Source organism: Mucilaginibacter sp. 320_HR, from assembly GCF_059691875.1.
Genome location: NZ_JCAWAI010000003.1, coordinates 1 through 22,689 on the forward strand (window position 1 = coordinate 1; position 22,689 = coordinate 22,689).

The following is a 22,689-nucleotide window of genomic DNA, read 5'->3' on the forward strand; positions in this document are numbered from 1 at the left end:
TGGAGGCGGCTGTGGACGGATAATGTATAAACCACGATCAGGATTATCAATAAATGTGTAAATTCATTCCAGTATTAGCAATCAATAGTGTAAACTTTTTTTAGGACGGGTCAGCCAAAAAACTGTAACATGAATCGCAAAAGTGTAACATGTTTAAACATGTACTTTACACATTTAGTTAACATACAGTCACTTATCAAAATAGGGCGCAAAAAAGGTGTAACAGGTGTAACACCTTATTGTGATACACCTGTTACACTATTGCCGGACACAGCCGGTAACACACAACATTAACCAGGGAGAATGCCATGGCAAACTTTAAAGATATAATCGCGTCGGAAAAACCGGTATTGGTAGACTTTTCGGCAGAGTGGTGCGGCCCGTGTAAAATGATGCCGCCTATACTAAAACAGGTGAAAGACGCACTGGGCGATAAGGTCACCATTATAAAGATAGACATAGATAAGAACCCTTCGGCAGCAAGCGCTTACAACGTACAAAGCGTACCTACTTTGATGGTGTTTCAAAACGGGCATAGTAAATGGCGCCAGAGCGGCGTTATGCAAGCCAGTCAATTGCAGCAGGTGCTAAACCAATACATCTAAGCTGAAAGCCGGCTACAGCAGATTACTTAGTAAAGTTGCTGCTGTTACAAGTAGCTTAACCACCATTGCTTATGGGTTTTCTTATAGTTGCTGAACCACCTGCACGGGAAGTATAGTGTAAGTATGATACCCAGCCACCACAGGTACGTTACTCCAAGGCTAAAACCCATTCCTGGCGGGTCAAAAAGAAATGGCATGTTAGGCGTTATGATCTGCGAAGTTTTGAACCCTTGAGCAAAGAACACTGCTATCGTAATCGTTCTGATGAGGTAGAAATGTAATACATAGTAAAAGAACGGCACGCTGCCGTAAACCTTAAAGAAGCCGGCCAGCTTACCGGTGGCATTTTCGGTAAGTGCCAATACGATCATCCCTGCTGATAACGTCAGACAACAATACATCAATGATGGCGGATACTTGCTTACGTTTAGGAAAGACATAAAGGTAAATATCCCGTTCTTCTGTACCGCCCATGGTGCCGGATCTCCGTAACCGTTCACAAAGCGCAGTACTAAAAACAACGTAAACACCGCCAGACCACAATACAGCAGGAACCGCTTTCGGCTGGCAGGGTTATACTCCCTTTTATACAGTGTACCAAATGTATACCCAAACAGCATCACGCCCGTCCACGGAATTATAGCATAAAGATCGAAGATGAAATGATTTGCATTCAACGGTATTAGAAAGCCCCTGGCTGTAAAAAGGATCTTTACTACTGTTTCCTCGGTACTATTGGGTGTAAGCGTTAGTGTGGTTATGTAGTCGTGCCCAACAATCATGATCAATCCAATAAGGCCAATTACCCGCACCGGCAACCAAATGAGGAGCCCTAATATGATCATGCTTACCCCTATAGCCCATATCACCTGCAAAGCAACTGCATTAAATAATGGATTCAGAGAAAATGCGAACGTCATCAGCACCACTTCTACAACAATCAGCCATAAGCCACGCTTTAGGAGAAAGCTGCTTAACTCTGATTTAGTACGCCGTGTACCGGCAAGATAAACCGAAACTCCGCTCAAAAACACAAAGGTAGGAGCACAAAAATGGGTTATCCAACGGGTAAAGAACAATGCCGGATAAGTTGTGGCCATATTGGTAGCATCATACAACTGCCCGCCTTTATGAAGAAAATCGCGGGTATGGTCAATAGCCATAATTAACATGATAACACCACGTAGGATATCAATTGATTGTATCCGTTGTTTTACTGCATCTGTTGCGGGTTTCATTACTGTGAAGGTTTATGCAGATGAAGATACAGAAAATATATCGGCATTATCAAGAGGGAGCATGATGCACCAAGAATTCTGACCCGTAAACAAGACCACCTATTTTGTCTCAGCGACGGGGGCTTCGTCTCTTTTTGCAGGCTTTCGCAAGTACAGCCACGACAACAAGTACAGGCATAACAGGCCCAGCAGGAAGCCACCTGTAACATCTGTAAACCAATGCGCACCCATGTATATGCGGGATAGTGGTATGAGAAATATCATGAGCAAGCTTATAATAGTCACTATAGCGCGCACCACCCTTGGGACACCCTCGAGCTGGTTCATCAATACCACCAGGAATCCAAAAAAAATCACATAGAACAAGACGTGCCCACTTGGAAAACTTTGCTGTGTTGTTTTAAGCACTACACGCACTATATCACCGGTTGGACGTTCGCGGTTTACCAGTGCTTTTATAATGGTACTGATCAACCCGGCAAGAGCAGTTAACGCGACATACAAAGCGGCTTTCTTATACTTTAATATTAGTAAAATAATGCTGGTGGCTGCAATAAGGATTGGTGACTGCGGCATATACCCGGGATAGCTAACGATGTACATGACTTCGTCCAGGAACGCGTTCTGGTGGCGCTGAACAGCTTTGGAAAAGTCGACATCCAGTACAGACATCGGGAACAGCTTTACTAATATTGTAAGTGCAATAAAGCCGATGCTGATAAGGATGAGAACGTAGGTTAATATTCGCTGTCTGCGCGTGTTCATTTAGCTAAGTTAATCTTTTGTGAAGTCAATTTAAACGGATGAGGGACGCAGCAGGTGCAGCGTCCCTCATCCGGCATTAAACTTACTATATTAAATCTTTAAGATGTTTGTAGTTGGACTTAACTGTATCCAGCACCTCATCCATCTTGCCGCTAAGTATCAATTTTGACATGGATAGTGCCATGCCTTTCACCTGCCCCAGTTCTACTTTAGGCGGCATGGCAAGGGCGTTAGGGTCGGTGAAGATGTTTACCAGAGCAGGCCCGTTATACATCAGCGCTTCACGCAGTGCCTGCTTCGCCTCTTCGGGGTCTTTAACAGTAATGCCCTTCATGCCCATTGCTTTTGCAACCATGGCAAAGTCCGGATTATGCATCTCAGTCTGCCAGTCCGGTAAGCCAGCCACTTCCATTTCCAGCTTTACCATTCCAAGCGAACGATTATTGAATACGATGATCTTTACCGGCAAATTATACTGTGTAATAGTTGCCAGGTCGCCCAACAGCATGCTTAGGCCACCATCGCCGCAAAGCGCTATAACCTGCCTGCCAGGGAAGGCCAAAGCTGCACCTATTGCCTGCGGCATAGCGTTAGCCATTGAGCCATGATTAAACGAGCCAATCATTTTACGCTTGCCTGTAGCATTTATATAACGTGCTCCCCACACGCACGACATACCGGTATCAACAGTAAAAATGGCGTCCTCGGCAGCCAACTCGTCAATCAGGGTAGATATAAACTCAGGGTGCATGTTTTCCTTCTTCCCTGCGTCATCTACGTAGATCCGCATGTTCTTCTTTACCTCAGCATAAAAGTCCAGTTGAGCCTTTAAAAAGCTATCGTCGGTATTTTGCTTTACAATAGGCAGCAATGCCTGCAAAGTGTCTTTTATAGACCCGCATAAACCTACATCTACCTTGGCACGGCGGCCAATACGTTCGGGCTTTGTATCCACCTGTACAATCTTGCAATCGGTAGGCATGAACTGGGTGTACGGAAAATCTGTACCCAGCAGAAGCAGCAGGTCCGACTCATGCATGCTATGATAACCGGATGGTAAACCCAATAGTCCGGTCATGCCTACTTCATTAGGATTATCATACTGGATATCCATTTTTGCTCGGAAAGAGTATGCTACAGGCGCATTTAGCAATTGTGAGAGCTGCACCACTTCGTCATGCGCGTCAGCTGCACCTATCCCGCAAAAAATGGTTATTCGCTTGTGTCCTTCCAGCATAGCTGCAAGTGATTGCAGGTCAGCATCAGATGGCCTTATCACAGGCACAGGGTAGTAGTTTTCGTCGGATGTTAACGATTCTTCTGCATCTAACTCAGTTACATCGCCAGGCAAGCCCAGCACCGCAACACCTTTACGGTGTATAGCCGTTTGTATAGCAGTTTGCAGCATGCGTGGCATCTGTTTAGCTGTGGTAGCTATGTGGTTAAAATAGCTGCAATCGTCAAATAGCTTTATTGTGTTGGTTTCCTGGAAGTACTCGGTACCATACTCATAGCTCGACACGGTGGAAGCTATTGCTATAACCGGCGCGCCGGACCGGTGCGCATCGTACAAGCCATTTATTAGGTGTACATGGCCAGGGCCGCTGCTACCTGCACAGCAGGCTATGTTACCAGTAAGCTGTGCCTCGGCACCGGCCGCGTAGGCACCCGCTTCCTCATGCCTGACATGCACCCACTGTATGCTGCCCTCGCGCCGTACGGCATCGTTCACCTGGTTTAAACTGTCGCCTGTAACCGCATATATCCTCTTCACTCCTGCCTTCACCAGCATTTCTACCAGTTGATCTGCTACGTTCGCCATTTTGTTTTCTGTTTCGTTTACTACTAAACCTCACAGGGTGGCAGGGGTTTTAAATATTAGTAATTAGCTTTGCGTATGTTAGCTTTATAGCGGCAGTAAAAGGATTAAAACAAGAACGGCTTCCAAATTGGAAGCCGTTCTTAATGATATTAAAAGAGAGATTACTCTCCTTTTTCTGCGTTCTCTTCGTTAGCAGCGGGTGCTTCCGGAGTAGCAGGTGCTTCTTCAACAGCCGGAGCTGCTTCAGCAACCGGTGCAGTTTCAACTTCAGCAGCAGCTTTAGCTTTACCAGAACCACCACGACGACGTGATTTCTTAGCAGTTGCAGCAGCAGTATCTTTACCGTATACAGTGTTGTAATCAACCAACTCAATGATCGCCATTTCGGCGTTGTCACCTAAACGGTTTTCTAACTTCACAATACGCGTGTAACCACCAGGGCGGTTAGCAACTTTCTCAGCAACTTCGCGGAACAAGATGTTCACGGTGTCCTTATCCTGCAGGTAGCTGAATACGGTACGGCGAGAGTGCGTAGTATCGTTTTTTGATTTTGTTACAAGTGGCTCAACATACACACGCAGTGCTTTAGCTTTTGCAAGCGTAGTAGTAATGCGTTTGTGCAGGATAAGTGAAGAGGCCATGTTAGCCAGCATCGCTTTGCGGTGGCTGTCAGTGCGGCCTAAGTGGTTTACTTTTTTACCGTGTCTCATTGTTTTTTTGTTGTTAGTGGCACGTGCATACCGTTGGGCGGCGTTTTATCGTCAAGCCCTCGGAATTACGCGAATTGTTTATAGTTAGAATCAAGAGTCAAGAACTAAGATTCAAGATTTTGTCCTGACTCTTGATTCTTGACTCTTATATCTTTTTATTCTTCGTCCAGTTTAAACTTGGCCAGGTTCATACCAAAAGATAAGCCTTTTGATTTAACCAGGTCCTGGATCTCAGTTAGTGATTTTTTACCGAAGTTCCTGAACTTAAGCATGTCGGCAACATCGTAAGATACTAAGTCAGCCAGGCTGCGGATGTCAGCAGCTTTTAAGCAGTTAAGAGCACGTACGCTCAGGTCAAGATCAACCAATTCGGTTTTAAGGATCTTACGCATGTGCAGGATTTCTTCGTCAACCTCTTTGGTTTCTTCTTTAGCCTGTGCTTCAAGCATCATGTTCTCATCAGAGAACAGCATGAAGTGCTGAATAAGGATCTTAGCAGCTTGCTTAAGCGCGTCTTCAGGGTGGATGGAACCATCTGTAGAAATGTCAAGGATCAGTTTTTCATAATCCGTCTTCTGTTCTACACGATAGTTTTCCAATGTATACTTAACGTTCTTTATCGGGGTGAAGATAGAGTCGATAGCTATTACACCTACGTTAGCATCAGGATTTTTGTTCTCTTCGCTTGCAATATAGCCACGGCCTTTAGCAACAGTAAGCTCAACTTCAAGCGTAACTGAAGGGTCCATGTTGCAAATTACCAGCTCAGGGTTCAGCACGTCAAAGTTGTTGGAAAACTTGGTGATATCACCGGCTTTGAAAGCATCCTGACCGCTAATGATTACAAATACCTTCTCATTATCGCTGGTTTCACCTGATCTTTTAAAGCGAACCTGCTTTAAGTTTAGGATGATCTCGGTCATGTCTTCAACCACACCTTTGATGGTAGAAAACTCATGCAAAACACCTGAAATACGTACAGATGTGATGGCGTAACCTTCTAATGAAGAAAGTAAGATACGACGCAGAGCATTACCAATGGTTATACCGAATCCTGGTTCTAACGGACGAAATTCAAACGTGCCATCAAAATCATTTGATTTCTGCATGATAACCTTGTCTGGTTTTTGAAATGCTAAAATTGCCATTTATATCTTTTGTTTATTGTTTACTTAATTGGATTGACTTTAACCGCGAAAATGATCGACATATAATGCCGATCATTCCGCAGAAAAATATCGTTATTATTTTGAGTACAACTCGACGATAAGGTTTTCCTTGATGTTCTCAGGGATCTCATCGCGATTAGGATAGTTAAGGAATTTGCCTGTTAAGTTAGCGGCATCCCATTCTAACCAGCTGTATTTATTAATCTTGCGGCCAGCTACCGAATTGGTAATAGCTTCAAGAGATTTTGACTTTTCGCGTACGGCTATTACATCACCTGCCCTAAGCTGGTATGATGCAATGTTTACCACTTCGCCGTTAACGGTGATGTGTTTGTGACCAACCAACTGGCGTGCGCCTGAACGTGTTGGAGCGATGCCTAAACGGTAAACAGCGTTATCTAAACGTGCTTCCAAAAATTTAAGCAGGTTTTCACCGGTAATACCTTCTTTAGCTGATGCAGTGTGGAAAAGGTTCTCGAACTGACGCTCTAATACACCGTAAGTGTATTTTACCTTTTGTTTTTCCATTAACTGTACAGCGTACTCTGATTGCTTTCCTCTTCTTTTAGAAGCGCCATGCATACCAGGGCCATAGTTTTTTCTTTCCAGCGCTTTGTCCGGACCGAAGATTGGTTCGCGGAACCTACGCGCAATTCTTGATTTTGGGCCTGTATATCTTGCCATTGTTGTGTGTTTTAAAGTATCAAGCAGCCCGCAGCTGCCGAATCTTAGCTTTAAAAATAGTGTGAATTAAACTCTTCTGCGTTTTGATGGACGGCAACCGTTGTGAGGAAGCGGGGTGATGTCCTTTATAGTAGTTACCTCGATACCTGTTGTTTGCAGGGTACGGATAGCAGACTCGCGGCCTGAACCCGGGCCTTTAACAAATACCTCAACTTTACGTAAGCCTAAGTCATAAGCAGCTTTACCGCAATCGGCAGCAGCCTGACCGGCAGCGTAAGGAGTGTTCTTTTTAGAACCTTTGAAACCCATTTTACCAGCTGACGACCATGAAACAGCCTGGCCGCTTTTGTTGGTAAGGGTGATAATGATGTTGTTAAAGGTAGCGTTGATGTGTGCTTCGCCTACTGACTCTACAACAACTATACGCTTTTTGGTAACTTTTTTAGCTTTAGCCATTTTGTTTTTTAATGTTGCTTACGGATTATTAGGCTACTGCATAACCAAGACCCGTAATTGTTAATGTTAATATAGTCCTAACAGCAAATGAGCATCGCTGCCCATTGCCATTAATCAATTACTATTTAGTAGCTTTTTTCTTGTTAGCAACTGTCTTACGTTTACCTTTACGGGTACGTGAGTTGTTCTTAGTACGCTGACCACGCAGAGGTAAACCTTTACGGTGACGGGTACCACGATAGCAACCTATATCCATCAAACGTTTGATGTTCAGCTGAACTTCTGAACGTAAAGCACCTTCAACTTTTACCTGATCGTTGATGATTGTACGGATAGCAGTTAACTGGTCATCAGACCATTCCTGTACCTTAACGCTCTCATCAATGCCAGCTTGCTTCAAAATTTCTTCTGCAGTAGAGCGGCCAATGCCGTAGATGTAAGTTAAACCTATTACACCTCTTTTGTTCTTTGGTAAATCAATACCGGAGATCCTTGCCATATTTGTTTGTTTTTAAGTAAACGACCGAACGGCGGCTACCGTTGTACGAATCGTTACAAGTGCTTTGTAATTATCCCTGACGCTGTTTGTACTTAGGATTCTTTTTGTTGATCACGTAAAGTTTCCCGTTACGGCGAATGATCTTGCAATCAGCGCTGCGTTTTTTAATGGATGCTCTAACTTTCATCTCTCGTTTTTATTTATATCTGTAGGTTATTCTTCCTTTTGTAAGGTCATACGGGCTCATCTCCAACTTTACCCTGTCACCAGGAAGAATTTTGATGTAGTGCATCCGCATTTTACCGGATATATGTGCAATTATCTCATGACCGTTCTCCAACTCAACCCTGAACATTGCGTTAGACAACGCTTCCCGAATTGTGCCGTCTTGCTCGATCGATGATTGTTTAGCCATATTTTATTGATTATTACTTGATTATCCGCCCCAAAACCGGGATGCAAAATTAACAAAAAAATTTTAATTTTTATTTTTTTCTTCTAAAACTTTATCAATGTATGAAAACGTTGATAAAACATCGGCCTTGCCCCTCTTTACAGCTACCGTATGCTCGTAATGGGCTGATGGCTTTTTGTCGACAGTAGATACCGTCCAGCCATCATCCCAAAACTTAACACCTGCCCTGCCGGCATTTATCATAGGCTCGATAGCTATTACCATACCTTCTTCCAGTTTAGTACCGCTGCCGCGCTTACCGTAGTTCGGCACCTCCGGCTTTTCGTGAAGGCGTGTACCTACACCATGGCCAACAAGCTCTTTAACTACACCGAAGCCGTTCTTTTCGGCATGTTGTTGTACCGCATGACCAATGTCGCCGATGCGCATACCAACTACTGCCTTCTCTACACCCAGGTCTAAACATTCCCGGGTTACGCGCATAAGTTTCTGGGTTAGCTCATCTACTTCACCAATAGCGAAGGTAAAAGCTGAATCGCCATAGTACTTGTGAAGGATAACGCCACAATCAACAGATACCAAGTCCCCCTCGCGCAACTCGTGTTTGCTGGGGAAACCATGTACTACCTGATCATTAAGCGATATGCAAAGAGAGTAAGGGAAGCCGTTATAATTTAAAAATGCCGGAACCCCGCCGTTGTCGCGGATAAAGGTTTCGGCAAGTTTATTAAGCTCGAGGGTAGTAACACCGGGGCCTATAACCTTAGCTATTTCCCCGTGTGTCTTGGAAACAAGTAAAGAACTTTCTCTTATTAGTTCTATCTCTTCGACAGACTTATAAATGATCTTTGACATGTTTTATTTTAGATGGCTGGCGGCGTAGCACCTGCAGCAGTAGGCACGCTTGAACGACCTTTAATACGGCCGGTCTTCATTAATCCGTCGTAGTGACGCATTAACAAGTGGCTTTCTATCTGCTGTAAAGTATCTAACACAACACCTACAAGGATGATGAGGGATGTACCACCAAAGAACCTTGCAAACAGGCTGCTAACACCTACCATGCTGGCAATTGCCGGTATGATAGCTACAATAGCTAGGAAGATAGAGCCTGGCAGGGTGATCTTAGAGATAACCTCGTCAATAAAGTTGGTAGTTGCGATGCCTGGTGCAACACCTGGTATAAAGCCGCCATTCTTTTTCATATCGTCGCTCATTTGCTTCGGGTTTACAGTAATAGCTGTATAGAAGTAAGTGAACAATATGATAAGGATAGCAAACACCAGGTTGTGCTGCCATGAATTGTAATTTGACAATGATATTAAAATACCGTTTGAAGCCGCATTTGGGAAGAATTGAGCAACAGTAGTAGGTATAAACATCAGCGCCTGAGCGAAGATGATAGGCATTACACCAGCAGCATTCACCTTTAGAGGGATATACTGGCGTACGCCACCGTATTGCTTATTGCCTACTATACGTTTTGCATATTGTACCGCAATTTTGCGGGTACCCTGTACAATAAGTATGGTAAACATTACTACACCTAATAATGCCACAATTTCCACAATGAAGGTGATCAAACCACCGGGACCGCCTGTGCGCGACTGAAATTCAGTTGCAAACGCAGCTGGAAGCTGTGCAATGATACCCACCATAATGATGAGTGATATACCGTTACCAATGCCTTTGTCGGTAATCTTCTCGCCAAGCCACATTACAAACAATGTACCTGCTGTTAACACAAACGTGTTTAGTACCAGGAACCATGGGTTGCCAATAAGCATAGCATCAGGACTGACCTGAGATTTAAGGTAACCGATAGCCTGTAAAGCAGTGATACCTATTGTTAGGTAACGTGTCCACTGGTTTAGCTTGTTACGGCCGCTTTCACCCTCTTTTTGCATTTTGGTGAAATAAGGCACTGCTATACCCAACAGCTGCACTACGATAGATGCAGAAATGTAGGGCATTACACCTAATGCAAAAATGGACGAACGTGAGAACGAACCGCCCGCAAACATGTTCAATAAACCAACAATGCCTTCTTTGGCTTTGCCGCTTTGAACAGAGGCCGCATTTACACCCGGCAAAATGATAAACGAACCAACTCGGTATATCAAAAGAAATAAGAGTGTGTTTGTGATACGCACTCTTAGATCCTCAATTTTCCAGATATTGGATAATGTGGTGAAAAATTTCTTCATCGGAAATTATAGCTTAACGATAGTGCCGCCGGCTGCTTCAATAGCTTTTTGTGCAGTAGCAGTAAACGCGTGTGCAGTTACATTTAATTTAGCTTTCAGTTCGCCACGACCTAGGATTTTGATCAGGTCATTACGAGACGCTAAGCCGTGCTCTTTCAATGTTGCAAAATCAACCGCCTCTAGAGAGTATTTTTCGGTTAATGCCTGCAGCACATCAAGGTTAACACCAACGTACTCTACACGGTTAGGGTTTTTAAAGCCCACCTTAGGTACACGGCGCTGCAATGGCATTTGGCCACCTTCGAAACCAACTTTAGAGCTGGTACCAGAGCGTGAACCCGCACCTTTGTGGCCACGTGTTGATGTACCGCCACGGCCGCTACCTGTACCACGGCCAATACGTTTTTTATTCTTGGTAGAACCTTCTGCAGGTTTAAGATTACTTAAGTTCATGATATTAGATATTTTCTACTGCTACCAGGTGGTTCACTTTCTTCACCATACCTATAATAGCTGCAGTGGCTTCAACTTCCACACTGTGGTTAATTTTTTTAAGGCCTAATGCCTCAACAGTTTTCTTTTGGCGCTCGCTTCTGTCGATAACGCTTTTTACTTGTGTTATTTTAATTTTCGACATGACTGATTATCCGTTAAATACTTTACCTAAACTGATACCACGCTGTTGAGCAACTGTATGAGCATCACGCAGCTGCGACAATGCAGATACGGTAGCCTTAACCACGTTGTGCGGGTTTGATGAGCCTTTTGATTTTGCCAATACGTTGTGTACGCCGGCACTTTCTAATACTGCGCGCATCGCACCACCTGCAATTACACCGGTACCGTTAGCTGCTGGTTTAATATAAACAAAACCACCGCTGAACTTACCGATCTGATCGTGAGGGATAGTGCTGTTAATAATCGGAACCTTAACAAGGTTCTTTTTAGCATCATCAATACCTTTAGCAATAGCTTCGGTAACCTCTTTCGCTTTACCCAAACCGTAACCTACAACACCGTTCTCATCACCTACTACTACGATAGCAGAAAAGCTGAATGTACGGCCACCTTTGGTTACTTTGGCTACACGCTGTATGCTTACCAGGCGATCTTTTAATTCGATCTCGCTGGATTTTACTCTCTTTATGTTGATTGTTGACATTTCTGTTTTCGATTAAAAGTTTAAACCAGCCTCACGTGCACCTTCTGCCAATGATTTAACACGGCCGTGGTACAGGTAACCATTCCTGTCGAACACTACATCTTTAATGCCTGCTGCAATAGCTTTTTCGGCTACCAGCTTGCCTACTGCTGTAGATTGATCGCTTTTGTTACCATCAGCGGTAAACTCTTTTGACAGAGATGATGCTGATACTAAAGTTTTACCTGATACATCGTCAATAATTTGCGCGTAGATGCCTTTATTGCTCCTGTAAACAGATAAGCGTGGGCGGGCTGCTGATCCTGAAAGGCGTTTACGAATGCCTTTTTTAATCCTGTCTCTTCTTGATAATTTCATGACGATTATTTTTTAGATGCTGATTTACCTGCTTTTCTTCTCAATACTTCGCCAACAAACTTGATACCTTTACCTTTGTAAGGCTCTGGTGTACGCAGTGAACGGATCTTTGCCGCTACCTGGCCAATCAATTGTTTATCGTTAGACTCCAGGATGATGGTTGGGTTCTTACCCTTATCAGCAGTAGTTGTAACTTTAATTTCCTGTGGTAATTCAAACACATAGTGGTGAGAATAACCCAACACTAAGTCTAATGTATTACCGGTGTTAGTTGCGCGGTAACCCACACCTACAAGCTCTTGCTGAACTTTGTAGCCTTCGGTTACGCCAATTACCATGTTGTTTAGTAATGCGCGGTACAAACCGTGAAGCGCTTTGTGGCGTTTTTGATCGGTTGGGCGTTTAACCAGTAACTGGCCATCGGCCTGCTCTATGGTGATATCTTTATCAACAGCCTGGTGCAACTCGCCTTTTGGGCCCTTTACAGTAACTACATTATCTGCAGACACGGTAACGGTGGCTCCGCCGGTTAGTGCTATAGGTGCTTTTCCTATTCTTGACATTGCTTTTTCCTCCTATTAATAAACGTAGCATAAAACTTCGCCACCTACATTCTGTACACGGGCTTCTTTGTCGGTCATAACACCTTTAGAAGTGGACAGGATAGCGATACCTAAACCATTTAACACACGCGGCAGGGTATCCATGCCAGCGTATTTCCTCAAACCTGGTTTACTAATACGTGATACGCTGCGGATAGCAGGAACTTTAGTGATTGGGTGGTACTTCAAAGCAATCTTGATGATGCCTTGAGGGCCGTTGTCCTCAAACTTGTAATTAGCAATGTAACCTTTTTCGAAAAGCACTTTAGTGATTTCCTTTTTCAGATTTGATGCAGGAATTTCAACAACCCTATGGTTGGCTTTAATAGCATTCCTTACTCGAGTAAGATAATCTGCGATTGGATCTGTATTCATTATTTATTGTTAGTGATGGCGGTTTCCTTCCCGGACCTCCGGGCGACCTTCCATCTGTTAATTCGTTGTGTAAAAATCGAGCCGCGAAATTACGAAAAAATTCAAAACTTACCGAAGTATGTTTTGAATTTAAACTCAGATCTTTATTTGCTGCTTACCAGCTTGCTTTTTTCACTCCCGGGATCTTACCGGCAAGTGCCATCTCACGGAAAGTAACACGAGAGATTCCAAACTGGCGCATGTAACCACGTGGGCGGCCGGTTAGTTTGCAACGGTTGTGCAATTTCACCGGTGATGATGCTTTTGGTAATGCGTCTAACGCTACGTAGTCTCCGGCTGCTTTAAGGGCTGCCCTTTTCTCAGCATATTTTGCTACTAATTTGGCACGTTTTACTTCACGAGCCTTTACGCCTTCTTTAGCCATTGTTAGTTGGAGTTTGATTTTTAAATGGTAAACCAAATTGCTTAAGTAACTCTAATGCTTCAACATCGTTGGTAGCAGAGGTTACAAAGGTGATATCCATACCCTGGATCTTGTTGATCTTATCGATGTTGATCTCAGGGAAGATGATCTGCTCAGATATACCTAAAGTATAGTTACCGCGGCCGTCGAAACCTTTATCGTTGATGCCTTTGAAGTCACGGATACGTGGCAGGGCGACAGCGATCAAGCGGTCCAGGAACTCATACATGGTGTTATCACGTAATGTTACACGAACGCCGATTGGCATGTTCTTACGTAATTTGAAGTTAGAAATATCCTTTTTAGATTTCGAAGCAACCGCTTGTTGACCAGTAATGGTAGTTAGCTCAGTGATGGTGTTCTCGATAAGTTTTTTATCGGTAGTAGCACCGCCAACACCCTGGTTGATAGCGATCTTTTCTAATTTAGGAACCTGCATTACGCTTTTGTATTGGAACTTGTCCTTTAAAGCGGTGCGGATCTCCTCTTTGTATTTTGATTTTAAACGTGGTACGTAGGCCATTACTTAATTTCCTCCCCTGATTTTTTAGATACCCTTACTAATTTGCCGGCGTCGTTTAATTTACGGCCAACACGGGTAGTTTTGCCTGTTTTAGGTTCAACCAGCGCAAGGTTAGAAATGTGTATGGCAGCTTCCTGCTTTACAATACCACCGTTAGGATTAGCAGCGTTAGGTTTGGTGTGTTTAGATACCATGTTAACGCCTTCTACAATAGCGCGGTTTTTATCAATGATCACCTCAGCGATCTTGCCTTGTGAGCCTTTGGCGTCACCGGCTATCACCTGTACCAAATCGCCCTTACGAAGCTTTAATTTGGCTGGTTTTGTTACTTTCTTTTCCATATTATAATACCTCCGGTGCTAATGATACAATTTTCATAAATTGTTTTTCACGTAATTCCCTTGCAACTGGGCCGAAAATACGTGTGCCCCTTGGCTCATCCTGGTTGTTCAACAACACGGCTGCATTATCGTCAAAACGGATATACGAACCATCTTTCCTGCGAATCTCTTTCTTGGTGCGTACTACTACTGCTTTTGATACAGTACCCTTTTTAACGTTACCTGATGGTAAGGCGCTCTTTACGGTAACAACTATTTTATCACCGATAGAAGCGTAACGCTTACCGGTACCGCCTAATACGCGAATAACTAAAACTTCTTTAGCTCCGCTGTTATCGGCTACATTTAATCTTGACTCTTGCTGTACCATGTTATTTAGCCCTTTCTAAAATTTGAACTAATCTCCAGTTTTTGCTCTTGCTCAGCGGGCGGGTTTCCATAATCAATACGGTATCGCCAATGCCACAGGTATTGGTTTCGTCATGAGCCATAAATTTGGTAGTTTTCTTTACGAACTTACCGTAAATAGGGTGTTTCACCTTACGCTCAACGGCAACCACAATAGATTTCTCCATCTTATTGCTTACTACCAGGCCGGTACGCGTTTTTCTTAAATTTCTTTCCATTGTTTCCTCCGACGCTTAAAATTAATTAGAAGCTGACGCCGCTTTGCGCTTTGTTATTTCAGTATTTAAACGAGCAATCTCCTTGCGCACTTTTGTAATACGGCTCGGATTTTCAATAGCCGAAACTGCATGAGCAAATTTCAGTTTAGTGAGCGTTGTTTTCTCCTCGCTGAGCTTTGCTGTCAATTCTTCAGTCGTAAGCCCTATAATTTCTGAGTTCTTCATTTCTTTAATAGTTTTGAGTTCTGAGTTCTGAGTGCTGAGTTCTCATAACTCACTACTCAAAACCTCAAACTTATTTATGCCTCTGCGTAATCCCTACGCGTTACAAACCTGGTTTGCACAGGTAACTTTTGTGCAGCAAGGCGCAAAGCCTCTTTGGCAACCTCTAGTGGTACACCTTCTGCCTCGAATATCATACGGCCCGGGCGTACAACTGCAACCCAATACTCGGGAGCACCTTTACCTTTACCCATACGTACCTCTGCTGGTTTCTTAGTAACTGGCTTGTCAGGGAAAATCCTGATCCAAACCTGTCCTTCACGTTTCATGAAACGTGTTACAGCAATACGTGCAGCCTCGATCTGGCGGCTGGTTATCCAGGCTGCTTCGAGTGATTTTATACCAAAAGATCCGAATGAAAGCTCGGCGCCACGAGTGGCTAACCCCTTCATCCTGCCCTTTTGCATCTTTCTGAACTTAGTTCTTTTTGGCTGTAGCATTTTTTTAAGCTTTTATATCTTCACAGATATTTCTTAATTCCTTAATTTATTATCTCCTTGGCGCACCACCACGGTTACCGCCCTGGCCACCGCCACGGTTGTTACCCTGGCCACCGCCTCTGCGGTCGCCGCCTGCACCTGGTTTGCGGTCGCCACGGCGTTCACCGCCACGCTCGCCACCCCTGGCATTATCACGGCCACCGAATGAAGGTGAACCTTCTGGGCGTCCGCCTTTACCGCTTGCGCTGCTTGTACCACCAATGTTTGGTGACAAGTCGCGTTTACCGTAAACTTCGCCTTTGCAAATCCAAACCTTTACACCTATTTTACCATAAGTAGTAAGGGCTTCGCCTAGAGCGTAATCAATATCAGCGCGGAAGGTATGTAACGGAATCCTTCCCTCTTTATATTGCTCGGTACGTGCCATTTCGGCACCACCTAACCTACCGCTGGTCATCACCTTAATTCCTTCAGCACCCATTCTCATGGTAGAAGCAATTGTGGTTTTCATGGCACGGCGGAATGATATACGTGCTTCAAGCTGTTTTGCAATACCTTCGGCAACTAACTGAGCATCAAGCTCAGGACGTTTTATCTCGAAGATGTTGATTTGAACATCTTTCTTTGTTAATTTTTTTAACTCTTCTTTGATCTTATCAACCTCCTGGCCACCTTTACCGATAACGATACCCGGACGGGCAGTGTGGATGGTTACAGTGATGCGTTTTAAAGTACGTTCGATAACTACTTTTGATACGCCGCCCTTGTTAATACGGGCTGATAAGTATTTGCGGATCTTTTCGTCTTCAACTAATTTGTCGGAGTAGTTATTTCCACCGAACCAATTAGAATCCCAACCGCGGATTATCCCTAACCTGTTGCCTATTGGATGTGCCTTTTGTCCCATTTCAAATTAGTTGTTTACGTTTAAACTATCCACTATAAGTGTTACGTGGTTAGAGCGCTTGCGTATACGGTAACCCCTTCCTTGCGGAGCAGGACGTAACCTTTTTAGCTGACGACCGCCACCTACAGATACTTCTTTTACATAAAGAGCGCTGTCTTCCAGACGTGCACCTTCGTTTTTAGCTTCCCAGTTTTTGATAGCTGATAACAAAAGCTTTTCTACGCGGATAGCGGCTTCTTTATTAGTAAATTTTAGGATGCCTAAAGCTTTATTAACCTCAACACCACGGATTAGGTCAACCACAAGGCGCATTTTGCGCGGAGAGGTTGGGCAGTCCTGTAGCTTAGCAACAGAAGCGCCACCTGTTTGAGCTTTTGCAGCTTCTTTTTGTTGCCTGATTAGTACAGACTTTTTAATTTTTGTTGTTGCTTCCATTGCCTGTTATTTTTTCTTTTCTGCGTGACCGCGGAATGTACGGGTTGGCGCAAACTCTCCCAGCTTATGACCAACCATGTTTTCTGTTACATACACAGGGATAAACTTGTTACCGTTGTGTACTGCGAATGTATGACCGACGAAATCAGGAGAGATCATGGAACGACGTGACCATGTTTTTACAACCGATTTTTTATTTGAATCATTCAGGGTCAGAACTTTTCTTTCCAGGTTATGATCAATGTATGGTCCTTTTTTAATTGAACGTGCCATTATTTTTTCCTTCTTTCAATGATATAACGATCAGATCCTTTTTTCTTATCACGGGTTTTGTAGCCTTTAGCTAACAAACCTTTACGTGAGCGTGGGTGACCACCAGATGCACGGCCTTCGCCACCACCCATAGGGTGATCTACCGGGTTCATGGCTACACCACGAACGCGAGGGCGACGACCTAACCAACGTTTACGGCCAGCCTTACCCAACACTGCGTTTGCTTTCTCGCCGTTTGAAACGGTACCGATAGTTGCCAAGCAAGTTGACAGTATCATACGGGTTTCGCCAGAAGGCAATTTGATGATGGCGTATTTACCATCACGTGCAGATAGTTGTGCATAAGTACCCGCGCTGCGAGCGATGGTACCACCCTGACCAGGGTTAAGCTCAATGTTGTGAATGATAGAACCTAGTGGAATGCTCTTCAAAGGAAGTGTGTTACCAACCTCCGGAGCTACATTTGCACCAGATACTACAACCTGGCCAACTGTTAAGCCTTCCGGCGCTATCATGTATCGTTTTTCACCGTCAACAAAGTGTAGCAGTGCTATACGTGCCGAACGGTTAGGATCGTACTCGATAGTTGCAACTTTAGCCGGGATATCAAATTTATCGCGTTTGAAGTCAATTAACCTGTATGCTTGTTTGTGACCACCACCTAAGTAGCGCATAGTCATTTTACCGCTGTGGTTACGTCCGCCTGATCTTGTGTTAACTGATACCACTAACGACTTTTCAGGAACGTTAGTTGTGATATCTGAGTTAGATACATCAATCCTGAAACGGGTGCCCGGGGTTACCGGTCTAAATCTTTTTACTGCCATCTCTGTATTTATATATTGCTGTAAAAATCAATTGTTTCACCATCTTTCAAAGTAATGATGGCTTTCTTATAAGTAGCAGAGCGGCCTTGTACAGCACCTGCTTTTGTGTTGCGGGTTTTGAGCTTACCTACATACTTCATGGTGTTTACCGCTGTAATGGTAACGCCGTACATAGCCTCAATGGCGCCTTTTATCTGAATTTTGTTAGCCCTGTGATCAACTTTGAAAGCATAACGGTTAAGCTTCTCGGTTAATTGAGTTACTTTCTCAGTAAGTAGGGGTTGTTTTAAAATTTCCATAATTACTTAGCTAATGCTTCCTCCAAAGTTTTAACAGCGCCTGTAGTTAAGATAAGCTTGCCGGCGTTCAACACATCGTAAGTGTTAAGCTGCTCAACAGAGATCACCTTGGTTTTCTTCAGGTTCCTGCTTGATAAATACACGTTGTTGTTTTCAACACCTGCCAATACCAATAATGTTTTATCATTAGTTACGTTTAGGTCAGCTTCCATCTTGATGTAAGATTTAGTTTTGATAGAATCAAAGTTGAAATCTTCTAACACCAGGATGTTGTTGTCCTGCGCTTTGTATGACAAGGCTGATTTACGAGCTAATGATTTAAGCTTTTTGTTCAGCTTAAAGCTATAGTCGCGAGGCTGCGGACCGAATACACGGCCACCACCGTTGAACAATGGTGATTTGATGCTACCTGCACGGGCACCGCCAGTACCTTTTTGTTTATGTAATTTGCGGGTTGAACCTGCAATTTCATTACGTTGTTTTGCTTTGTGCGTACCCTGGCGCTGGTTAGCTAAGAACTGCTTTACATCTAAGTAAATAGCATGATCATTTGGCTCAACACCGAATACGGACTCAGGAAGTTGCACCTTGGCACCTGTTTCTTTACCTGATACGTTTAATACGTTAACTTCCATCTTATTTATCCACTATTACGAATGAACCTTTAGCTCCCGGGATGGAACCTTTAACTACCAACAGGTTCTGCTCTGCAAATACCTTAACCACTTCAAGGTTTTGTACTTTAACACGAACATTACCAGTTTGACCCGCCATGCGCATACCTTTAAATACACGTGAAGGCCATGAAGAAGCACCCAATGAACCCGGAGCGCGTAAACGGTTGTGCTGACCGTGAGTTTGCATACCCACACCGCCGAAACCATGACGCTTAACTACACCCTGGAAACCTTTACCTTTAGACGTGCCAACTACATCCACAAAATCTCCGGCAGAGAAAATTTCCACGGTAACAGTGTCACCAAGGGCTTTTTCATCCTCGAAGGTTTTGAATTCAACTAATTTACGTTTTGGAGTAGTGCCGGCTTTCTGGAAATGGCCTTTTAAGGGAGCAGAGGTGTTCTTTTCTTTCTTCTCACCGTATGCAAGCTGTACAGCTGCATAACCGTCAGTGTCAACAGACCTGACCTGAGTTACTACGCAAGGGCCAGCTTCGATTACAGTACAAGGAATATTCTTGCCTGATTCATCGAAAATGCTGGTCATTCCTACTTTTTTTCCAATTATTCCTGACATTTTCTATATTTTATTAGTGCCCATCGAAGCAGTAGGGCTTCGTTCAAGGCATATTATCCCCCGTTAAGGGACGGCAAAGATAGAAATTTTGTATTAATTGTCAAATAGTTAACAAGTTATTTTTCAAAATATATTCAGAAAATAATAAAGTTATTTTTGATGAAGAAAACGATTGCTTGGTAGCTCTTCGAATTGCAAGCAATCAGTAACTTGTAGTCATAACAAAGACTAAGATTCCATTAATCTTTTAATCAATTCGGCACTTTGTTTATTTCCCTCCTGCAGCCTGTCTTTAAAAAACTCCTGAACCTCGGTAAAATGCTTTTTATAACCTTCCATATCACCGTAGCCTATGATAGCCGCCCACTCCCTAACTGCGGAGTGAAACTCCAGATCGTCCCCCCTTATAGTTTTATCATAAAGTGCTGTTTGGATAGATTCTTCGAGCAGCTCATCATTTTTAAACAAGTATTCTGCTATTCCCAGCCGCAAACGAAAAGGTGGGGTTTGCGCAATTAAGTTGTCGTACGGATTAACTCCTAAATGATACCAGGCATCAACCATACTTAATATACTTAAATGCGAGTTGGGTTTTTGATGGCCGGCTTCAGGTGACAAAGAGAACTCCCGCATTACATTGTCATTAAACATGATCAGCTTACGGCTTTCGTGGAATACAAAGTCGCGTGCACGGTACAACCTTGCCCTAAACTCCTGCTCGTCCTCTTTGATCATCAGCTTAAACAGCTCCGACTCGGATGTAGCATACTGCCTAACCTGCTGCCTGGCATACGGGTTCAAAATAGCAAGGCCTGCATATACGTGCGCTTTATAACTAAATATGCGGAGCGTAGTTAATATCTTAACATTGTCTATACCGCCAACGTAGGAGGCATTTTCCCATGGAAAAAAACCAGCAGCCTTCCACGCCGTGCCCATACTTTCAAAGCCAACGTGTGTTACCGCTTGTGTGTCTGCAACAATGCGGTCGTGTTCATGGTAGTCGGGCACTTCAACAATGTCGGTTTCTACAGCCGAAAACAGCCCTTTCATTTGGGCATAAGCATCGCCGGTATGCCGGTGAGGTATAAGGATAAGTTTCTGCCCTTTCGGCTGAAAGCCAGGGCCGTGCATGGCATGAAAGGTGATAATTTGTGCATCTGCCGGTAAGTACTTCTCGAAAACAGCAATTTCCGGATGTTTTACCGAGGTTTGCCCGGCAACTATAGCACCATATTTGGTTGAGGGTCCGCACTCGGCCACCACCAGCTCCAGCTTCTCTGCCTCTACAGAGTAGATAACAAGATCACTTATACGGGCAACATCTTTCCCCTCATCCATTACAGTGATACCAAAAGGCTGTAATTCTTCCTCCAGCTTGGCACGGTTAACGGGCAGGTCGCAACCACAAACCTGGTAACCTACCGTAGCAAAAGCTTTGGCGTATAAACGCCCCATGTCCCCTAACCCTATAAAACCTATCTGCATGCTTAAAATAATGGCTAATATATGTTTTGGAGCAATACACTTATCGGCGGTACACATCTTTTTTATACTTTAGCCAGAGTTAAAGCCTATTAATGATTAAATACTTAATCCATACGTAGCAATACTGATAATTAATTTATCAAACTTTAGCTTGTGTAATGACGTTTAACCAAAACCGACAATATAAATAATTAATACACGTTTTGACATACACGCTTTATGACTAAGTTTTTTACCCCTTTGTTAATTACTCTTCTGTTTGTAACTGCAGGCACATACAACACCCAAGCTCAGGACACCAGCAGAAAAGCTAAAACTGCACCGGTAAAAGTTGGCATACGCCCACCTGTCAAAGTAAATACCTATACTGCTAAGCCGTTAGCCGCAAAGGCCGCAACGCAGATACCGGCGGTTAATGGCGCTGTACAGCCGGTATCCAAACCAACACAACAATACCAGGCTACAGACCCTGCCTTGTTAAACGACAAAAGCCTTAACGGTCAGTACCAATACTTGCTTACCCGGGTTTACCACTATCAGCAACCGCTTATATCGGCACTCTGGAAGAACTTTTCGGATACCCTTAACGTGACAAAACGTAAGCTTAAGGAATTTAACATCAAGCTGGCAGAACAAACCAGGAGAGCCGATACGCTACAAACTCAATTAAATAGCAACGAGCAAACCTTGTCGCAATCCAACGCGAAAGTTGACGAGGTTAAGCTTTTAGGTATACCGCTTACTAAGGCTACTTATAACTGGATAATGTGGGGATTGGTGATTGGTTTCGGCGCAATCGCAGCAATAGTGATAGCTCGGGCGGGCAGCCATAGCCGTGAAGCAAAATACCGCACAAAGCTCTACAACGAGCTTGAAGAAGAGTACAAAAACTTCAAAGTAAAAGCTAACGAAAAGGAAAAAAAGCTCGCACGGGAACTACAAACCGAACGTAACAGGCTGGACGAACTCACGGGAAGAGAATAAATTAAATCGCTGTGAGATCATACCTTTTTGGTTGGAACCCGATAAAGTTTGCCTGGGCCGACCTTGATAAAGATATTGAGAAGCTGCAAAACACAGGTGAACTAACCGACAACTGGAGCGTTGTAAGCCATAAAACAATAAAGCCGGGCGACCGGGCGTATGTGGTAAGAGTAGGCCTGGAACCAAAAGGCATATTTGCATCCGGAATCGTCAGTTCAGAACCCTTTCTTGCATCCCGTAAAGGAAGAATATACTACCGCATAAACATCTCGTTTGATACCCTGCTTAATCCTGATAAGGAACGAATCCTTACCTTAGATATTCTTAAAACGGGCAACCTGGCCGCGCAAACCTGGACACCACAAGCGTCCGGAATTTCCATCAGGCCGGAGCTTGTAGAGGAGTTAGAGGGTGTATGGCAGGACTTCTTAGGTGAAAGGCACCCTAGGCAATAAATCAAAAAAGCCACCCTTTGCAGGAT

36 protein-coding genes are annotated in these 22,689 nt (G+C 43.8%); 3 read left to right on the plus strand and 33 right to left on the minus strand.

The window, feature by feature from the left end; genetic code table 11:
• Positions 1 to 308: 308 nt before the first annotated feature.
• Positions 309 to 605, plus strand: coding sequence for a thioredoxin (trxA, locus tag AC59GT_RS10525; protein ID WP_497237611.1), 297 nt, complete (start codon positions 309 to 311; stop codon positions 603 to 605).
• A gap of 44 nt (positions 606 to 649) precedes the next feature.
• Here the strand turns inward: trxA and AC59GT_RS10530 are convergent, their stop codons facing one another.
• The 33 genes from AC59GT_RS10530 to AC59GT_RS10690 form a co-directional block, all read right to left on the minus strand.
• Complete coding sequence (locus AC59GT_RS10530; protein ID WP_497237612.1) at positions 650 to 1,843, minus strand: acetyltransferase domain-containing protein; 1,194 nt, start codon at positions 1,841 to 1,843, stop codon at positions 650 to 652.
• Positions 1,844 to 1,942: 99 nt separating this feature from the next.
• Positions 1,943 to 2,608: a phosphatase PAP2 family protein gene (locus tag AC59GT_RS10535; protein ID WP_497237613.1), complete on the minus strand. Its 666-nt coding sequence runs from the start codon at positions 2,606 to 2,608 to the stop codon at positions 1,943 to 1,945.
• A gap of 85 nt (positions 2,609 to 2,693) precedes the next feature.
• Positions 2,694 to 4,430: a thiamine pyrophosphate-dependent enzyme gene (locus tag AC59GT_RS10540; RefSeq protein ID WP_497237614.1), complete on the minus strand. Its 1,737-nt coding sequence runs from the start codon at positions 4,428 to 4,430 to the stop codon at positions 2,694 to 2,696.
• A 161-nt stretch (positions 4,431 to 4,591) separates the two neighbouring features.
• A complete protein-coding gene (rplQ, locus tag AC59GT_RS10545; RefSeq protein ID WP_497237615.1) occupies positions 4,592 to 5,140 on the minus strand; it encodes a 50S ribosomal protein L17 in 549 nt (182 codons plus the stop codon).
• 155 nt (positions 5,141 to 5,295) lie between these two features.
• Positions 5,296 to 6,288 carry a DNA-directed RNA polymerase subunit alpha gene (locus tag AC59GT_RS10550; protein ID WP_117383896.1) on the minus strand — a complete coding sequence of 331 codons (993 nt, stop codon included), beginning with the start codon at positions 6,286 to 6,288 and terminating at the stop codon, positions 5,296 to 5,298.
• Between the two features lie 96 nt (positions 6,289 to 6,384).
• Complete coding sequence (rpsD, locus tag AC59GT_RS10555) at positions 6,385 to 6,993, minus strand: 30S ribosomal protein S4 (protein WP_117383895.1); 609 nt, start codon at positions 6,991 to 6,993, stop codon at positions 6,385 to 6,387.
• 66 nt (positions 6,994 to 7,059) lie between these two features.
• The gene (gene rpsK, locus AC59GT_RS10560) at positions 7,060 to 7,449 is read right to left on the minus strand and encodes a 30S ribosomal protein S11 (RefSeq protein ID WP_497237616.1); all 390 of its coding nucleotides are present in this window, start codon (positions 7,447 to 7,449) and stop codon (positions 7,060 to 7,062) included.
• A 121-nt stretch (positions 7,450 to 7,570) separates the two neighbouring features.
• Entirely contained in the window at positions 7,571 to 7,948 is a 378-nt protein-coding gene (rpsM, locus tag AC59GT_RS10565) for a 30S ribosomal protein S13 (protein WP_497237617.1), read from the minus strand.
• Between the two features lie 70 nt (positions 7,949 to 8,018).
• On the minus strand, positions 8,019 to 8,135 hold the full coding sequence (rpmJ, locus tag AC59GT_RS10570) for a 50S ribosomal protein L36 (protein WP_074487407.1): 117 nt from the start codon (positions 8,133 to 8,135) through the stop codon (positions 8,019 to 8,021).
• Between the two features lie 9 nt (positions 8,136 to 8,144).
• The gene (gene infA, locus AC59GT_RS10575) at positions 8,145 to 8,363 is read right to left on the minus strand and encodes a translation initiation factor IF-1 (RefSeq protein ID WP_022833270.1); all 219 of its coding nucleotides are present in this window, start codon (positions 8,361 to 8,363) and stop codon (positions 8,145 to 8,147) included.
• Positions 8,364 to 8,426: 63 nt separating this feature from the next.
• Positions 8,427 to 9,218 carry a type I methionyl aminopeptidase gene (gene map / locus AC59GT_RS10580; protein ID WP_117383892.1) on the minus strand — a complete coding sequence of 264 codons (792 nt, stop codon included), beginning with the start codon at positions 9,216 to 9,218 and terminating at the stop codon, positions 8,427 to 8,429.
• An 8-nt stretch (positions 9,219 to 9,226) separates the two neighbouring features.
• A complete protein-coding gene (gene secY, locus AC59GT_RS10585) occupies positions 9,227 to 10,570 on the minus strand; it encodes a preprotein translocase subunit SecY (protein ID WP_497237618.1) in 1,344 nt (447 codons plus the stop codon).
• A 6-nt stretch (positions 10,571 to 10,576) separates the two neighbouring features.
• Positions 10,577 to 11,023 (minus strand): 50S ribosomal protein L15, encoded by a 447-nt coding sequence (gene rplO / locus AC59GT_RS10590; RefSeq protein ID WP_117383890.1) that lies wholly within the window; start codon positions 11,021 to 11,023, stop codon positions 10,577 to 10,579.
• Between the two features lie 4 nt (positions 11,024 to 11,027).
• Positions 11,028 to 11,207 carry a 50S ribosomal protein L30 gene (gene rpmD / locus AC59GT_RS10595; protein WP_497237619.1) on the minus strand — a complete coding sequence of 60 codons (180 nt, stop codon included), beginning with the start codon at positions 11,205 to 11,207 and terminating at the stop codon, positions 11,028 to 11,030.
• Between the two features lie 6 nt (positions 11,208 to 11,213).
• The gene (rpsE, locus tag AC59GT_RS10600; RefSeq protein WP_117383888.1) at positions 11,214 to 11,732 is read right to left on the minus strand and encodes a 30S ribosomal protein S5; all 519 of its coding nucleotides are present in this window, start codon (positions 11,730 to 11,732) and stop codon (positions 11,214 to 11,216) included.
• Positions 11,733 to 11,744: 12 nt separating this feature from the next.
• A complete protein-coding gene (rplR, locus tag AC59GT_RS10605; protein WP_117383887.1) occupies positions 11,745 to 12,089 on the minus strand; it encodes a 50S ribosomal protein L18 in 345 nt (114 codons plus the stop codon).
• Between the two features lie 5 nt (positions 12,090 to 12,094).
• Complete coding sequence (rplF, locus tag AC59GT_RS10610) at positions 12,095 to 12,652, minus strand: 50S ribosomal protein L6 (RefSeq protein WP_497237620.1); 558 nt, start codon at positions 12,650 to 12,652, stop codon at positions 12,095 to 12,097.
• A 15-nt stretch (positions 12,653 to 12,667) separates the two neighbouring features.
• A complete protein-coding gene (gene rpsH, locus AC59GT_RS10615) occupies positions 12,668 to 13,066 on the minus strand; it encodes a 30S ribosomal protein S8 (protein ID WP_497237621.1) in 399 nt (132 codons plus the stop codon).
• A gap of 154 nt (positions 13,067 to 13,220) precedes the next feature.
• Complete coding sequence (rpsN, locus tag AC59GT_RS10620; RefSeq protein ID WP_078347784.1) at positions 13,221 to 13,490, minus strand: 30S ribosomal protein S14; 270 nt, start codon at positions 13,488 to 13,490, stop codon at positions 13,221 to 13,223.
• Complete coding sequence (rplE, locus tag AC59GT_RS10625) at positions 13,483 to 14,052, minus strand: 50S ribosomal protein L5 (RefSeq protein ID WP_117383884.1); 570 nt, start codon at positions 14,050 to 14,052, stop codon at positions 13,483 to 13,485. The genes rpsN and rplE overlap by 8 nt, the downstream gene beginning before the upstream one ends.
• Positions 14,052 to 14,393 carry a 50S ribosomal protein L24 gene (gene rplX / locus AC59GT_RS10630; protein WP_117383883.1) on the minus strand — a complete coding sequence of 114 codons (342 nt, stop codon included), beginning with the start codon at positions 14,391 to 14,393 and terminating at the stop codon, positions 14,052 to 14,054. The genes rplE and rplX overlap by 1 nt, the downstream gene beginning before the upstream one ends.
• 1 nt (position 14,394) lies before the next feature.
• A complete protein-coding gene (rplN, locus tag AC59GT_RS10635; RefSeq protein WP_073405786.1) occupies positions 14,395 to 14,763 on the minus strand; it encodes a 50S ribosomal protein L14 in 369 nt (122 codons plus the stop codon).
• Between the two features lies 1 nt (position 14,764).
• Positions 14,765 to 15,019, minus strand: coding sequence for a 30S ribosomal protein S17 (rpsQ, locus tag AC59GT_RS10640; protein WP_008506277.1), 255 nt, complete (start codon positions 15,017 to 15,019; stop codon positions 14,765 to 14,767).
• 21 nt (positions 15,020 to 15,040) lie between these two features.
• Positions 15,041 to 15,244, minus strand: coding sequence for a 50S ribosomal protein L29 (rpmC, locus tag AC59GT_RS10645; RefSeq protein WP_117383882.1), 204 nt, complete (start codon positions 15,242 to 15,244; stop codon positions 15,041 to 15,043).
• Positions 15,245 to 15,318: 74 nt separating this feature from the next.
• Entirely contained in the window at positions 15,319 to 15,741 is a 423-nt protein-coding gene (gene rplP / locus AC59GT_RS10650; protein ID WP_117383881.1) for a 50S ribosomal protein L16, read from the minus strand.
• A 49-nt stretch (positions 15,742 to 15,790) separates the two neighbouring features.
• Complete coding sequence (rpsC, locus tag AC59GT_RS10655) at positions 15,791 to 16,648, minus strand: 30S ribosomal protein S3 (protein ID WP_497237622.1); 858 nt, start codon at positions 16,646 to 16,648, stop codon at positions 15,791 to 15,793.
• A gap of 6 nt (positions 16,649 to 16,654) precedes the next feature.
• Positions 16,655 to 17,083, minus strand: a complete 429-nt coding sequence (rplV, locus tag AC59GT_RS10660; RefSeq protein ID WP_117383879.1) for a 50S ribosomal protein L22 — start codon at positions 17,081 to 17,083, stop codon at positions 16,655 to 16,657.
• A 6-nt stretch (positions 17,084 to 17,089) separates the two neighbouring features.
• Positions 17,090 to 17,356 (minus strand): 30S ribosomal protein S19, encoded by a 267-nt coding sequence (gene rpsS / locus AC59GT_RS10665; RefSeq protein ID WP_066006044.1) that lies wholly within the window; start codon positions 17,354 to 17,356, stop codon positions 17,090 to 17,092.
• A complete protein-coding gene (gene rplB / locus AC59GT_RS10670) occupies positions 17,356 to 18,183 on the minus strand; it encodes a 50S ribosomal protein L2 (protein WP_117383878.1) in 828 nt (275 codons plus the stop codon). Before rplB ends, rpsS begins: the two co-directional genes overlap by 1 nt.
• 8 nt (positions 18,184 to 18,191) lie before the next feature.
• Complete coding sequence (rplW, locus tag AC59GT_RS10675; RefSeq protein WP_117383877.1) at positions 18,192 to 18,482, minus strand: 50S ribosomal protein L23; 291 nt, start codon at positions 18,480 to 18,482, stop codon at positions 18,192 to 18,194.
• 2 nt (positions 18,483 to 18,484) lie between these two features.
• A complete protein-coding gene (rplD, locus tag AC59GT_RS10680) occupies positions 18,485 to 19,117 on the minus strand; it encodes a 50S ribosomal protein L4 (protein WP_117383876.1) in 633 nt (210 codons plus the stop codon).
• Between the two features lies 1 nt (position 19,118).
• Positions 19,119 to 19,736 (minus strand): 50S ribosomal protein L3, encoded by a 618-nt coding sequence (rplC, locus tag AC59GT_RS10685; protein WP_117383875.1) that lies wholly within the window; start codon positions 19,734 to 19,736, stop codon positions 19,119 to 19,121.
• Between the two features lie 228 nt (positions 19,737 to 19,964).
• Positions 19,965 to 21,224 (minus strand): NAD(P)-binding domain-containing protein, encoded by a 1,260-nt coding sequence (locus AC59GT_RS10690; RefSeq protein WP_497237623.1) that lies wholly within the window; start codon positions 21,222 to 21,224, stop codon positions 19,965 to 19,967.
• A gap of 219 nt (positions 21,225 to 21,443) precedes the next feature.
• On the opposite strand from AC59GT_RS10690, the gene AC59GT_RS10695 reads away from it, so the two are divergent.
• Both AC59GT_RS10695 and AC59GT_RS10700 read left to right on the plus strand, forming a co-directional pair.
• A complete protein-coding gene (locus AC59GT_RS10695; protein WP_497237624.1) occupies positions 21,444 to 22,208 on the plus strand; it encodes a hypothetical protein in 765 nt (254 codons plus the stop codon).
• A gap of 11 nt (positions 22,209 to 22,219) precedes the next feature.
• Entirely contained in the window at positions 22,220 to 22,663 is a 444-nt protein-coding gene (locus tag AC59GT_RS10700) for a hypothetical protein (RefSeq protein ID WP_497237625.1), read from the plus strand.
• Positions 22,664 to 22,689 lie beyond the last annotated feature (26 nt).

Excerpts from the sequence above, each read along its gene's own strand:
- trxA (WP_497237611.1), top strand. The coding sequence starts at position 309 with ATGGCAAACTTTAAAGATATAATCGCGTCGGAAAAACCGGTATTGGTA.
- AC59GT_RS10530 (WP_497237612.1), bottom strand. The coding sequence starts at position 1,843 with ATGAAACCCGCAACAGATGCAGTAAAACAACGGATACAATCAATTGAT.
- AC59GT_RS10535 (WP_497237613.1), bottom strand. The coding sequence starts at position 2,608 with ATGAACACGCGCAGACAGCGAATATTAACCTACGTTCTCATCCTTATC.
- AC59GT_RS10540 (WP_497237614.1), bottom strand. The coding sequence starts at position 4,430 with ATGGCGAACGTAGCAGATCAACTGGTAGAAATGCTGGTGAAGGCAGGA.
- rplQ (WP_497237615.1), bottom strand. The coding sequence starts at position 5,140 with ATGAGACACGGTAAAAAAGTAAACCACTTAGGCCGCACTGACAGCCAC.
- AC59GT_RS10550 (WP_117383896.1), bottom strand. The coding sequence starts at position 6,288 with ATGGCAATTTTAGCATTTCAAAAACCAGACAAGGTTATCATGCAGAAA.
- rpsD (WP_117383895.1), bottom strand. The coding sequence starts at position 6,993 with ATGGCAAGATATACAGGCCCAAAATCAAGAATTGCGCGTAGGTTCCGC.
- rpsK (WP_497237616.1), bottom strand. The coding sequence starts at position 7,449 with ATGGCTAAAGCTAAAAAAGTTACCAAAAAGCGTATAGTTGTTGTAGAG.
- rpsM (WP_497237617.1), bottom strand. The coding sequence starts at position 7,948 with ATGGCAAGGATCTCCGGTATTGATTTACCAAAGAACAAAAGAGGTGTA.
- rpmJ (WP_074487407.1), bottom strand. The coding sequence starts at position 8,135 with ATGAAAGTTAGAGCATCCATTAAAAAACGCAGCGCTGATTGCAAGATC.
- infA (WP_022833270.1), bottom strand. The coding sequence starts at position 8,363 with ATGGCTAAACAATCATCGATCGAGCAAGACGGCACAATTCGGGAAGCG.
- map (WP_117383892.1), bottom strand. The coding sequence starts at position 9,218 with ATGTCAAAGATCATTTATAAGTCTGTCGAAGAGATAGAACTAATAAGA.
- secY (WP_497237618.1), bottom strand. The coding sequence starts at position 10,570 with ATGAAGAAATTTTTCACCACATTATCCAATATCTGGAAAATTGAGGAT.
- rplO (WP_117383890.1), bottom strand. The coding sequence starts at position 11,023 with ATGAACTTAAGTAATCTTAAACCTGCAGAAGGTTCTACCAAGAATAAA.
- rpmD (WP_497237619.1), bottom strand. The coding sequence starts at position 11,207 with ATGTCGAAAATTAAAATAACACAAGTAAAAAGCGTTATCGACAGAAGC.
- rpsE (WP_117383888.1), bottom strand. The coding sequence starts at position 11,732 with ATGTCAACAATCAACATAAAGAGAGTAAAATCCAGCGAGATCGAATTA.
- rplR (WP_117383887.1), bottom strand. The coding sequence starts at position 12,089 with ATGAAATTATCAAGAAGAGACAGGATTAAAAAAGGCATTCGTAAACGC.
- rplF (WP_497237620.1), bottom strand. The coding sequence starts at position 12,652 with ATGTCAAGAATAGGAAAAGCACCTATAGCACTAACCGGCGGAGCCACC.
- rpsH (WP_497237621.1), bottom strand. The coding sequence starts at position 13,066 with ATGAATACAGATCCAATCGCAGATTATCTTACTCGAGTAAGGAATGCT.
- rpsN (WP_078347784.1), bottom strand. The coding sequence starts at position 13,490 with ATGGCTAAAGAAGGCGTAAAGGCTCGTGAAGTAAAACGTGCCAAATTA.
- rplE (WP_117383884.1), bottom strand. The coding sequence starts at position 14,052 with ATGGCCTACGTACCACGTTTAAAATCAAAATACAAAGAGGAGATCCGC.
- rplX (WP_117383883.1), bottom strand. The coding sequence starts at position 14,393 with ATGGAAAAGAAAGTAACAAAACCAGCCAAATTAAAGCTTCGTAAGGGC.
- rplN (WP_073405786.1), bottom strand. The coding sequence starts at position 14,763 with ATGGTACAGCAAGAGTCAAGATTAAATGTAGCCGATAACAGCGGAGCT.
- rpsQ (WP_008506277.1), bottom strand. The coding sequence starts at position 15,019 with ATGGAAAGAAATTTAAGAAAAACGCGTACCGGCCTGGTAGTAAGCAAT.
- rpmC (WP_117383882.1), bottom strand. The coding sequence starts at position 15,244 with ATGAAGAACTCAGAAATTATAGGGCTTACGACTGAAGAATTGACAGCA.
- rplP (WP_117383881.1), bottom strand. The coding sequence starts at position 15,741 with ATGCTACAGCCAAAAAGAACTAAGTTCAGAAAGATGCAAAAGGGCAGG.
- rpsC (WP_497237622.1), bottom strand. The coding sequence starts at position 16,648 with ATGGGACAAAAGGCACATCCAATAGGCAACAGGTTAGGGATAATCCGC.
- rplV (WP_117383879.1), bottom strand. The coding sequence starts at position 17,083 with ATGGAAGCAACAACAAAAATTAAAAAGTCTGTACTAATCAGGCAACAA.
- rpsS (WP_066006044.1), bottom strand. The coding sequence starts at position 17,356 with ATGGCACGTTCAATTAAAAAAGGACCATACATTGATCATAACCTGGAA.
- rplB (WP_117383878.1), bottom strand. The coding sequence starts at position 18,183 with ATGGCAGTAAAAAGATTTAGACCGGTAACCCCGGGCACCCGTTTCAGG.
- rplW (WP_117383877.1), bottom strand. The coding sequence starts at position 18,482 with ATGGAAATTTTAAAACAACCCCTACTTACTGAGAAAGTAACTCAATTA.
- rplD (WP_117383876.1), bottom strand. The coding sequence starts at position 19,117 with ATGGAAGTTAACGTATTAAACGTATCAGGTAAAGAAACAGGTGCCAAG.
- rplC (WP_117383875.1), bottom strand. The coding sequence starts at position 19,736 with ATGTCAGGAATAATTGGAAAAAAAGTAGGAATGACCAGCATTTTCGAT.
- AC59GT_RS10690 (WP_497237623.1), bottom strand. The coding sequence starts at position 21,224 with ATGCAGATAGGTTTTATAGGGTTAGGGGACATGGGGCGTTTATACGCC.
- AC59GT_RS10695 (WP_497237624.1), top strand. The coding sequence starts at position 21,444 with ATGACTAAGTTTTTTACCCCTTTGTTAATTACTCTTCTGTTTGTAACT.